9 protein-coding genes are annotated in these 11,601 nt (G+C 68.4%); 6 read left to right on the forward strand and 3 right to left on the reverse strand.

The features are described from left to right. The coding region (locus G3N62_RS31435) for an OB-fold nucleic acid binding domain-containing protein (protein WP_346778210.1) at positions 1-464 on the forward strand (464 nt) is incomplete at its 5' end. Between the two features lie 85 nt (positions 465-549). Here the strand turns inward: G3N62_RS31435 and G3N62_RS31440 are convergent. Genes G3N62_RS31440 through G3N62_RS31450 form a run of 3 tightly spaced genes read right to left on the reverse strand, consistent with a single transcriptional unit; the run spans position 550 to position 6,416 of the window. After that, a complete protein-coding gene (locus tag G3N62_RS31440) occupies positions 550-2,001 on the reverse strand; it encodes a TIGR00366 family protein (RefSeq protein ID WP_124670213.1) in 1,452 nt (483 codons plus the stop codon). 25 nt (positions 2,002-2,026) lie between these two features. Further along, positions 2,027-2,947 carry an ornithine cyclodeaminase family protein gene (locus tag G3N62_RS31445; RefSeq protein ID WP_124670212.1) on the reverse strand — a complete coding sequence of 307 codons (921 nt, stop codon included), beginning with the start codon at positions 2,945-2,947 and terminating at the stop codon, positions 2,027-2,029. 22 nt (positions 2,948-2,969) lie between these two features. Continuing rightward, entirely contained in the window at positions 2,970-6,416 is a 3,447-nt protein-coding gene (locus G3N62_RS31450; protein ID WP_124670211.1) for a molybdopterin-dependent oxidoreductase, read from the reverse strand. Positions 6,417-6,599: 183 nt separating this feature from the next. Here G3N62_RS31450 and G3N62_RS31455 point away from each other — a divergent pair, with 183 nt between their 5' ends. The 5 genes from G3N62_RS31455 to G3N62_RS31475 all read left to right on the forward strand — a co-directional run. Continuing rightward, on the forward strand, positions 6,600-7,511 hold the full coding sequence (locus G3N62_RS31455; protein ID WP_049028411.1) for a LysR family transcriptional regulator: 912 nt from the start codon (positions 6,600-6,602) through the stop codon (positions 7,509-7,511). A gap of 408 nt (positions 7,512-7,919) precedes the next feature. Continuing rightward, the gene (locus tag G3N62_RS31460) at positions 7,920-8,654 is read left to right on the forward strand and encodes a GntR family transcriptional regulator (protein WP_124670210.1); all 735 of its coding nucleotides are present in this window, start codon (positions 7,920-7,922) and stop codon (positions 8,652-8,654) included. Positions 8,655-8,777: 123 nt separating this feature from the next. After that, complete coding sequence (gene nagA, locus G3N62_RS31465) at positions 8,778-9,881, forward strand: N-acetylglucosamine-6-phosphate deacetylase (protein ID WP_034189247.1); 1,104 nt, start codon at positions 8,778-8,780, stop codon at positions 9,879-9,881. Then, complete coding sequence (locus G3N62_RS31470; RefSeq protein ID WP_049032194.1) at positions 9,874-10,881, forward strand: SIS domain-containing protein; 1,008 nt, start codon at positions 9,874-9,876, stop codon at positions 10,879-10,881. The genes nagA and G3N62_RS31470 overlap by 8 nt, the downstream gene beginning before the upstream one ends. 15 nt (positions 10,882-10,896) lie before the next feature. Further along, the coding region (locus G3N62_RS31475; RefSeq protein WP_206141413.1) for a PTS glucose transporter subunit IIA at positions 10,897-11,601 on the forward strand (705 nt) is incomplete at its 3' end.

Genomic DNA, 11,601 nt, shown 5'->3' on the forward strand with positions numbered 1-11,601 from the left:
TCGCACCGATCGACGAAGCGGAGCGGCCCGCGCTCGGCGCGCCGTCGGAAGCCGACGACATCCTCGCCGACTATCACACCACCGGCCTCACGCTGAACCGCCACCCGGTCGCGCTGCTGCGGCCCGCGCTGCGTGCGCGGCGGCTGTCGTCCGCGGCCGAGCTGCACGACCGTCCCGACGGCCGGCTCGCACGCGCGTGCGGGCTCGTGACCGCGCGGCAGATGCCGGGTACCGCGAAAGGCGTGATGTTCATGACGCTCGAGGACGAAACGGGCTGCGTGAACCTGATCGTCCGGCCCGAGCTGCTCGCGCGGCAGCGCCGCGAAACCCTCGATTCGCGGCTGCTCGCGGCGTCCGGCGTGTGGCAGGTCGCGAGCGACGTGCGGCACCTCGTCGTGCAGCATTTCGAGGATCTGACGCCGCTGCTCGGCGGCCTGCGCACGTCGAGCCGCGAATTCCACTGAGGCCGGCATGCCCCGCCGGCACGCGCGCCACGACCCACGCCACGCCGCACTGGCACCGAAGGCGGCAAGCCGGCCCCGATGCACGTTACGGCATCACCGGCGGATGGTAGGCGAGCGTGCCCGCGAGCGCCCACAGCATGAAGATCACGAGCGGCAGGTGCACCACCAGTTGCGTGAACGTGAAGCCGACGATGTCGCGGGCCCGCAAGCCGAGCACGCCGAGAAGCGGCAGCATCCAGAACGGGTTGATCAGGTTCGGCAATGCCTCGGCCGCGTTGTAGACCGTCACGGCCCAGCCCAGATGAACCTGCAGCAGTTTTGCCGCTTCGATCACGTACGGCGCCTCGATGATCCACTTGCCGCCGCCGGAGGGCACGAAGAATCCGAGCACGGCCGAATACACGCCCATCACCGCGGGAAACGACGAATGCGACGACATCGCGACGAAGAAGTGGGCGAGGTGATCGGAGAGCGGCAGTCCGGCGGGCGCCGCCGCCTTGGTCAGGATGTACGCGATCCCGCCGTACAGCGGAAACTGGATCAGCACACCCGCGACCGACGGCACCGAACGCGCGACGGCATTGAGGAATCGCCGCGGCCGCCAGTTCAGCAGCATGCCCAGCAGCAGGAACACGAAGTTGTACGTGTTCAGGTTCGAGATCGCGATCAGCGGATTTTTCGTCGTGAACTCGTGCCAGGCCCAGATCGCGCCGATCGCCACGATCACGACGGTGACGAGCGGGCTGTATTCGAGCCAGTCCCCGGGGCGGGTCGGGCGGGCGAGCGTGGCATGGTTTTCGTCGAGCGGAATGCCGAGTTCCGTCGCGGTCTTCGCCCGCGCGCCGTCGGGCGCGGACAGATACGCGATCAGCAGCGACGCGACGGTCAGCACCGCGGCCATCAGCATCGACTGCGGAAGAAAGATGGTCTCGGTGAACGGGATGACGCCGGAGATCGACAGCAGCGCCTTGGGCAGACTGTCCGGATTCGCCTGCAGTTGCGACGCGGATGAACTCAAGCCCAGCGCCCACGTCGCGCCCATTCCGAGATAAGCGGCCGCACCCGCCGCGCGGTAATCCATGCGCAGCGCGGTACGGCGCGCGAGCGCACGCACCAGCAGGCCGCTGAAGATCAGGCTGATCGCCCAGTTGAACAACGACGCGACGATGCTGACGAGCGCGACGAACGTCACCGCGGCGCGCCCGGACGACGGCACGCGCGCGAGCGCATCGATCAGCCTCGACGCAGGCGGCGACACCGCGACGACATAACCCGAGATGGCGACGATCGCCATCTGCATCGTGAACGGGATGAGGCTCCAGAAGCCGTCGCCGAACGCCACGCCGACCCGCGTGATCGGCGCCCCGGCCGCCACTGCGCCCGCCGCCACGATCATCACCGCGAGCGCGGCGAAGATATAGGCGTCCGGAAACCACTTCTCCGACCAGCGCGCCATGCCCGCGGCCATCCGTTCCAGCACGCGTTCGCGCTCGACCGCCGGTGCGTCGCCGCGCGGCACGTCCATCAGCTCTTTCATCTCGATCTCCTTGCCCGTCACGGGTTCAGTGCGTTTTTTCAACGATTTGAATGGCCGCGGCCAGATCCTCCAGCGCGGTGCCGACGGCCTTGAACACGGTGCACTGAAGGTCGTTCGTGCGGCCCTGCGCTTCGCCGCGGCACAGCGCCGTCAGCGTCCGGCTCAGGCGGTCGGGCGCAATGACGTTGCGCGCCAGCGGGCCCAGCAGGTCGCCGGATTTTTGCGCGGCCTCGTCCGTATCGACATAAATCTCCGCCTGCCGGAAGCAGTCGTCGTCCGCTTCGCGCATGCGCGGCGTAAAACTGCCGATCAGGTCCAGATGCGAGCCTGGGGCGAGCCACCGGCCGCGGACGATCGGCTCCGTCGCGAGCGTCGCGCAGGTGACGACGTCCGCGCGCCGGACGCTGTCCTCGAGATGCGTGACGGGCGCGGCATCGAAACCGTCGCGCGTCAGCCGGTCGACCAGTCGCGCCACCGCTTCGGGATCCTTGTCCCAGACCTCGACGTGCGAGATCGGCAACTGGCTGCGATACGCAAGCGGCACCAGGCTGCCGAGCAGCACGAGGCGCGATGCATCGGGGCGGGCCAGATAGGTAGCGGCCAGCGCCGATGCCGCCGCGGTGCGGCGCGACGTGATTTCGTTGCCGTCCAGTTGCGCGAGCGGGTTGCCCGTCCGCCCGTCGTAAAGCACGTAGGTCGAGTGCAAACCGGGCATGCCGTGTTCCGCATTGCCGGGGAAGATGTTGACCGTCTTGATGCCCAGATAGCCGTGGTCTTCCCACGCGGGCATGATGAGCACCGTGCCTTCGTCCGCGCTGCCGGCATTGAGGACGTGCGAATGCCGCAGCGGCACGTGGCAGCCGTCGACGAACGCTTGCCTCAGGCGTGCGACCAGAGATTCGAAATCCAGCGCGTCGCGTGTCGCGACGGCATCGAAATGTTTCATGGTGAACCTTTCGTTGACGGGGTTATGCGTCGATGCTGACGTCGGTGGCCGGAATGGCCTGGCAGGCGAGGCACATGTCGGCTTCGTCAGGCCCGTGTCCGCTCGGATGCGTGACCTCGCCCGCCACGACCTTGACCGCGCAGCTCTCGCACTGTCCGACCCGGCAGCCGCTCGGCAACACGATGCCGAGACTTTCCGCGAACGACAGCAGGCTGCCGTCGCCGGGCGTCCAGGTGGCCGTGCGGCGCGACCGTGTGAACCGCACCGCGTATCGCTTCGACGGGTCGAGCGTCGGCCGGGCCGGCGATCTGAACGCTTCCTTGAAGATGTCGAAAGGCGGCACGCCGCGCGCGATCAGTCCCGCCGTGATCGCTTCCATCATCGGCTCGGGGCCGCACAGATAAAACCGCGCGCGCCGCCGGATCAGGTCGTCGGCGACCACGTCGGCCGACAGGTAGCCGTGCAGCTGATAGTCCCGTCCCGGCGTCTCGCCGTGCGGCTGGTTGTAGCAGTTGACGACCTCGAGCGTCGGCAGGCGCTGCTTCAGGGTCTCGATGCGGTCCCGGAACGCGTGCGTGCTGCTGTTCAGGTTTGCATGGAAGAGCAGCGATTCCGGCGCCCGGTCCGCCTGATCGCGGATCGATTCCAGGTACGAGATGAACGGCGTGATGCCGATGCCGCCCGCGAACATCACGACGGGCTGGCGCGACGCCGGCGGCACGACGAACGTCCCGCCGGGCGCGCCGAGCAACACGGGATCGCCGACCCCGAGCGTGCCGTGAATGTAGGACGACATCACGCCTTCGAACGCCGTGCCGTCGCGGGTGCGGCCTTTCTGGTGACGCACCGAGATCGTGTAACTGCGGCGCGCGTCTTCGCGGGCGGCGCCCGTCAGCGAATAGGCACGCGTCGTCCCGCCGTCGCCGAGCGACGGGATGTGCAGCGTCACGTGCTGACCGGGCAAGTAGTCCGGCAGCGCGCCGCCGTCCGCGGCGCGAAACGTGACGGTGCGTACGCCGCTCGCTTCCTCTCGGATGGCTGACACGACGAAATCCCGCAGGCCTTTCCACGCTCGGCGCGCCGGATCGACCGACGGGTCGCGCCGGATGCGGCAGCGCACGGAACGCAACGGCGACGAGCCGCTGACCGGATCGAGTTGCGCCGCCGACACGAGCGAGTTGAAATTGCTGTTGTCGCGGCCGCCCGCGGGGAACGCATCGAGGCCGACCTCGTCGCATGCCTGCCACCAGCCGTATTCGGCCACGATCACGTTGCGCGCCAGTTCCGGTACGACGCGCGCCTTGAAGCGCGCCGTGCCGTTCGTGGTTTCGATCACGCACCAGTCGCCGTCGACGATGTCGTGCTCCGCCGCCAGTGCGTCGTTGAGTTCCGCCACGGGGTACGGCGCGCGCCGCCGCAGGCTCGGCAGCCCGCGATGCTGGCTGTGGCAGTAGTAGCCGTTCTTCATCGAGGTCAACGTGCAGGGAAAGCGACGGCGGTTGTCCGCGCGCGCATCGTCGCCATGCCGCGGCGGCACGTACTGCGGGACGGGCGGGTAGCCGTGACGATGCAATTTCTCGGAATACAGCTCGACGCGCCGCGTCTCCGTGTCGAAACCGCGCACGCCGTCGGGTGTCGCCGCCGCGTATTGCCGTTCGCGTTGCGGCAGCGGCCGGTAGATGCCTTCCGGATGGGCGCGCAGCGACGCGACGTCCAGCCCGAGCGGCGCGAGCACGTGATTCCAGCCGGCTTCGATGCTGCCGCCGAAGAACGCGTCCTGCATGCCGAGCCGCACGGCCAGGTCGAAGACGATGTCGTAGTCGGCGCGGCTCTCGCCGCGCGGCGGCACCATGCGTTGCCTGAGCTGCACCAGTTCGACCGCGCGCGCGTCGATCTCGAAACCGAGCCGCAGCCCTTCGCGCTCCCACGGCGTGTTCACCGGAAGCAGGATGTCCGCATAGCGTGACGACGGTGTCTCGAAGAGATCGCAGTGAACATGGAAATCGAGCGCGCGGAGCGCATCGTGCGCGAGGCCGCCATCCGCCTGCGACATCACCATGTTCGTGCCGAACGCGAACAGCGCGCGTACGCGGTAGGGTTCGCCGTCGAGGATCGCGCGGTAGACGTCGCGCGCCGTGACCCAGCCTTGCGCCGGCGGGCCGAGCGGCCGCTCCGCGAGGCCGAGCGCTTTCGCGCGTTGCCGCGGGTCGAGCATCGCGTAGCGGCTGACCGCGTTGGCCGGCTGCTTCGTCCATTCCCGGTTCGAGCCGCGCGTGTCGAACGCACCCGTCAACGCATACAACGTCGCGATGGCGCGCTCGGTCTGCGTCGCATTGGTGTGCATGCCGACGCCCGACCAGGCGTGATAGGCAATGGCCTGATGCGGCCGCAGCAGCTGCGCGGCCTTCACGATGTCGGCCGCGTCGACGCCGGTGATCGCGGCCGCATGTTCCGGCGTATAGGCGTCGAGCGCCTTCGAATAGGGGTCGAAGGCCGGCGTGCAGTCCACGTCCACGCAACGGCCCGCCGCATCCCGGATCGTCACGCGGCGCACGCCGGTCATCAACAGGTCGGCAGGCCGCGTCGCGGTTTCCTCGCCGGCGAGTTCCAGCCGGTCGAGCGTCTTGTTCCAGCGCACATGACGGTTGTCGGGCGCATTGCAGTCGAGATCCCGCTCGCGCAGAAACCGCCCGGTGTCGGTCCGCACGAGCAACGGACCGTTGGTCCATTCCCGCACGAAGGCGTCGTCGATGTTGCCGGTCGCGATCATCTGCCGCGCGATCGCCATCGCGAGCGCGCCGTCGGTCCCGGGAGCGACGCGCAGCCACAGGTCGGCTTCCCGTGCGAGCGCGGTCGGCCGTGGATCGACGACGATCAGCCGGGCTCCGTTGCGGCGGCCTTCCGCGATCGCGTCGGCCTGCGCGAGCCAGGTGTTGGCGGGGTTGTTGCCCCACAGCACGATGAGCTCGGCATGCCGGTAATCCGCGACGGGAATGCCGCAGCCGAACGTGAACGCATGCGCGCTGTCCTTGTGCCAGTTGCAGATCTCGGTCGCATAGCAAATATTCGGGCTCCCGAACAACCAGACGAATCGCTCGACCCAGTCGATGCTGTCGCTCATCGGCGTGCCGCTGGGCGTGGTCACGCCGAAGGCGACCGACTCGGCGCCGTTTTCCCGCTTGAAATACGCGAGACGCTCCGCGATCTCGGACAGCGCTTCGTTCCAACCGATGCGTTGCCAGCCGGGATCGGCGGCATCCTTCGGACGCGTGCGCCGCATCGGGTACAGCACGCGGTTCGGGTGATGCAGGAGTTCCGGCGCCGCTTTTCCCTTCATGCACATCGCGTGGCCGGTCGGGTGCGTATCGTCGGGCCGGACCTTGATCATCATGTCGCCGCGCACGACGTTGATCGTGCCGCAGCGCGACCGGCACAACGTGCAATAGCCCTTCTTTTCCTGCGTTTCCATCGGTTTGCATCGTCCGCTTCATGTTTGCGACTATGCTAGGAAGCGGCGGCAGCGATGACAAATTCATCCTTTCGATGGTCCGGTATATATTGAATCAATATCGCGCCCATCGATCTGCCGTACTGTTCGGGCCTTTCGGGCCGTGCCGATCCGGCGCTGCCCGGCCTTCTCGGATCCTTTCCCGTGAACACGCACATCACCCTGCGCCAGATCGAATACTTCGTGTCCGTTGCCGATACGGGGCAAATTTCGAAGTCGGCCAATCTCTGTTCGGTGTCTCAATCGTCGATGACGATCGCGTTGAAGAACCTCGAGGAGGCGGTCGGCGTCACGCTGCTGCTGCGTCATCCGAAAGGCGTGCGCCTGACACCGGCCGGCGAGCGGTTCCTGCGTCACGTGCAGCACGCGACGACGTCGATCGATCGCGCCGTCACGGCCGCGCAGGAGGACCCGGAGCAGGTCTCCGGGCATGTCCGGATCGGGATGACCGAAACCATCTCGACCTATCTGATGCCGTCGCTGATGTCCGCCATTTCCCGGCGCTTCGGCGACCTGAGCGTGAGCATCGTCGAAAGCGAACGCGAAACGATCGAGACGATGCTCGTCGACGACCGCCTCGATATCGCGCTGCTGCTGGTGTCGAATACCGCGGAAGTCGGCGACCTGAAATACGAGACGATGCTGCGCTCGCCGCGCCGGCTGTGGACCCACCCCGGTCATCCGCTGCAGGACGCCCGTCGCGTCACCCTCGAGGACGTCGCGCGCGAGAACTATCTGCTGCTGGACATGGACGAGCACCTGCGAACGGTCGGCAAGTACTGGGGCAGCTACGGCATCGCGCCGAACGTCTGGATGCAGAGCAAGTCGATCGAAGCGGTGAGAAGCCTCGTCGCGCTCGGGCACGGGGTGACGATACTCTCGGATCTCGTTTATCGGCCGTGGTCGCTGGAAGGCAACCGGATCAGCCGCCGGAACCTGAGCGTGACCGTGCCGACGATGGACGTCGGCGCGGTGTGGCGGCGGGGCGGCGCGACGTCCACACCGTGCCGCGCGCTGCTCGAGCTGTTCCGGTCGTGGAGAAAGACGGCCGGATAGCGCGTCCGGCCGCCGTGCCGAAGCGCGGGATTCGGCGGCCGTGAGCCGCACGCCTGGACGTCATTCTCGAGCGCGCCTGCTTGCGTTCCCGTCGGGCCCGCCCGGCCCGCATGCCCCCGTCGCGCGATGCATACCAGTCGCTCAAATTGGTTCTATCCTGGTCTGCTTCCGCAGCCCGAAAACGCGGTAAATCCACTCCTCGAACTGTCCCCTTGCATACCACCTCGGGTAAATCCCTATCCCGCACTGCTTTGTAAACAAAGGCCTTGCCGGCACTAAAACGCTTGCCGGGCAAGGCTTCCGGCGATTTCCGCGATGCTAATACCAGTTCGTTGACTGGTATTATGGTGGTTATATAATGCGTTCACTTTCGACGGTCCGAGATCGTCGTCCGACACCCGGAGGCACATGGAAACCGGCTGGTCCGAACTGGCGCCCGATCCCCTCGACGACACGCCGCTCTATCTGCAGCTCGCCCGCAACCTGGCGAGCGCGATCCACGGCGGCGCGTGGCGGGCCGGCGAGGCGCTGCCGTCGGAGCGGTTGCTGTCGGTGTCGGTCGGCGTATCGCGCATCACGGCGCGTCGCGCATTGGCGCTGCTGGTCGAGCAGGGGCTGATCAAGCGGGCGCGCGGGGCGGGCAGTTTCATCACGCCGCGCGTGGCCGATCCGCTGTCGCGTCTGGTCGGCTTCACCGCGAAGATGCAGCAGCGCGGCTTCGTGCCCGATTCGGTGTGGCTGTCGCGCCGGCTGCGCGCCGCGAGCCGCGACGAGATCACGCATCTCGGCCTCGCGCCGGGTGCGACGGTGGCGCGGCTCGAACGGCTGCGCCGCGCGGACGGCATCGTGATGGCCGTCGAGCACTCGACGCTGCCGGCCGCGGTGGTGCCCGATCCGCAGGCGCTCGGCGCGTCGCTGTACGAATACCTCGAAGCGCGCGGCATGATCGTCGTGCGCGCGCTGCAGCACTTTCGCGCGGTGAACGCGACGCGCGAGATCGCGAAATGGATGGCGATAAAGCCCGGCGCGGCGCTCCTCGTGATCACGCGCATCGGCTACGGTGCCGACCAGCGCGCGATCGAAGTGACCGAAACGTATTGCCGCGACGACTATTACGACTTCGTCGCCGAACTGAAACGCTGACGCGCGAGACTGCGCGCGCATCGCGCGCGATCGCGATGGAACGCAATCGCGCGCGATGAATCGCAACGAATTGGCAAATCGCGACGCGGATGCCCGCGTCACCAGATCATCAAGAGAAACGTCATGCTGACTGGCAACATCCTCACCCCCGACGGCTGGATTCACGGTTCGCTCGATAGCGAGAACGGCCGCATCACCACGCTCGACGGCGCGCCCGTCGATCCCGCGACGAACGACGCGCCGTACATCCTGCCCGGCTTCATCGACCTGCACGTGCACGGCGGCGGCGGCGCCGACGTGATGGAAGGCGGCGACGCGATCGAGACGATCGCGCGCACGCACGCGCAATTCGGCACGACGAGCCTGCTCGCGACGACGATGACCGCGCCGCGCGACGAACTGATGCAGGTCGTCGCGAACCTCGGCACCGTCGCGCGTACCCGCACGCCGGGCGGCGCGCGCGTGCTCGGCGTGCACCTCGAAGGGCCGTACATCAACCCCGGCAAGCTCGGCGCGCAGCCCGACGCGGCCGTGTCGGCGGTGCTCGACGAAGTGCTGAAGTACCTGTCGATCGCGCCGATCCGCGTGGTCACGCTGGCACCGGAAATCGCGGGCCACATCGAGATCATCGGCGAGATGGCCGCACGCGGCGTGCGCGTGCAGCTCGGCCACTCGCTCGCGACCTACGACGACGCGGTCGCCGCGCTCAAGCACGGCGCGTGCGGTTTCACGCACCTGTTCAACGCGATGTCGCCGCTGCACCACCGCAACCCGGGCCTCGTGGGCGCGGCGCTTGCGCACGCCGAATACGCGGAAATCATCCCCGACCTGCTGCACGTTCACCCGGGCGCGATTCGGGCCGCGCTGCGCGCGATTCCGCGCCTGTACGTCGTGACCGACAGCACGTCGGCCACCGGCATGCCCGACGGCGAATACCGGCTCGGCAGCCAGCACGTGACGAAGTGCCTCGGCGGCGTGCGGCTCGCCGACGGCACGCTCGCCGGCAGCACGCTGACGATGGACCAGGCGCTGCGCAACCTCGTGTCGCTCGGCCTGCCGATCGCCGACGTGTCGAACCGGATGTCGCGCTACGCGGCCGATTACCTCGGTGTCGCCGATCGCGGCCGCCTCGAGCGCGGCGCATGGGCCGATCTCGCGGTGTTCGACCGCGACCTGAACCTCACCGCGACCTACGTCGAAGGAGAATCGATTGTCGAATATGCTTAAGGAAGCGCGCGAGTCCGCCCAGGTCGTCGCCGCGCAGATCGCCGACACCACGCGCGTCGAAGCGCTCGCCGGCCAATTGCTCGATCACCCGCCGGCCGTCGCGCTGACGGTCGCGCGCGGCAGCTCGGATCACGCCGCGAGCTATTTCGCGAGCCTGACGATGAGCCGCCTCGGCGTGCCGGTCGCGTCGCTGCCGATGTCGGTCGCGACGCTGCAGCAGGCGCCGCTGAAGGTGCAGGACCAACTCGCGATCGCGTTCTCCCAGTCGGGCAAGAGCCCCGACCTCGTCAACACGATGGCCGCGCTGCGCGAAGCCGGCGCACGCACCGTCGCCGCCGTGAACGTGCTGCCGTCGCCGCTCGCCGACGCATGCGAGCACCAGTTGCCGTTGCTTGCCGGCCCCGAACTGTCGGTCGCCGCGACCAAGAGCTATATCGCGATGCTGTCGCTGTCCGCGCAGATCGTCGCCTACTGGCAGCGCGACGCCGCGCTGATGACCGCGCTGCGCGGGCTGCCCGACGTGCTCGCGCAGGCCGGCCGGCTCGACTGGTCGCAGGCCGTCGCCGCGCTCGCCGGTATCGAGCGGATGATCGTCATCGGCCGCGGCCTTGGCCTCGCCATCGCGCAGGAAGCCGCGTTGAAACTGAAGGAAACCTCCGGCATCCAGGCCGAGGCATTCTCGAGCGCCGAAGTCCGGCACGGCCCGATGGAGCTGATCGACCGCGATTATCCGCTGCTCGTGTTCGCCCCGCCCGGGCCCGAGCAGGCCGGCCTGCTGCAGCTCGCCGACGACATGCGCGCCCGCGGCGCCGCCGTGCTGCTCGCGGCGCCCGCCGGCACGCCCGGCGCGACGCTGCCGCTCGCGCAGTCCGCCCATTCGGCGCTCGACCCGATCGCCGCCATTCTTTCGTTCTACGTGATGGCGGCGGATCTCGCCGTCGCGCGCGGCCGCAATCCCGACACGCCGCGCCACCTGAACAAAGTCACCGAAACGCACTGATAGCCGAGACAGCCGATGAGACGCGCCGAGGAGTCCCAGTTGAAGAGCCCCACCCCCGATCAGATCGTCCTGCTTAGCCCCTTGACGGGGCCGATCGTCGCGCTGGCCGACGTGCCCGATCCGGTGTTCTCCGGCGGGATGTTCGGCGACGGCATCGGCATCGACCCGCTCGCGGGCCGGCTCGTCGCGCCGTGCGCGGGCGTCGTGTCGCATCTCGCGCGCACGGGCCACGCGGTGACGATCACGACGCCGCAAGGCGCCGAAGTGCTGCTGCACATCGGCATCGACACCGTCGAGCTGAACGGGCAGGGCTTCATCGCGCACGTCGAGGCCGGCGCGCGCGTCGAAGCGGGCACGCTGCTGATCGAATTCGACCAGGATGCGGTGGCGCGCAGCGCGCATTCGCTCGTGTCGGTGATCGCGATCGCGAACTCCGACGCGTTCGAGGTCGTCGAGCGCGCGAGCGGCTTCGCGACGGCCGGCGAGACGCCGCTGCTCACGTTGCGCGGCAAGGGCGACGCGGCCGTGCAGGCCGCGCAGACCGGTGCGGCGGCGCAGAACGAAGTGCGCCGCGAGATCGTGCTGGCGCAGCCGGGCGGCCTGCATGCGCGGCCGGCCGCGCGGGCGCGCGAAGCCGTGCGCGGGTTCGACGCGACCGTCGACGTGCTGTTCGACGGCCGCAAGGCATCGATCGCGAGCGTCGTCGGCCTGCTCGGCCTC

The organism is Burkholderia sp. Tr-20355 (assembly GCF_017104685.1).
GTDB classification, from domain to species: Bacteria; Pseudomonadota; Gammaproteobacteria; order Burkholderiales; family Burkholderiaceae; genus Burkholderia; species Burkholderia seminalis.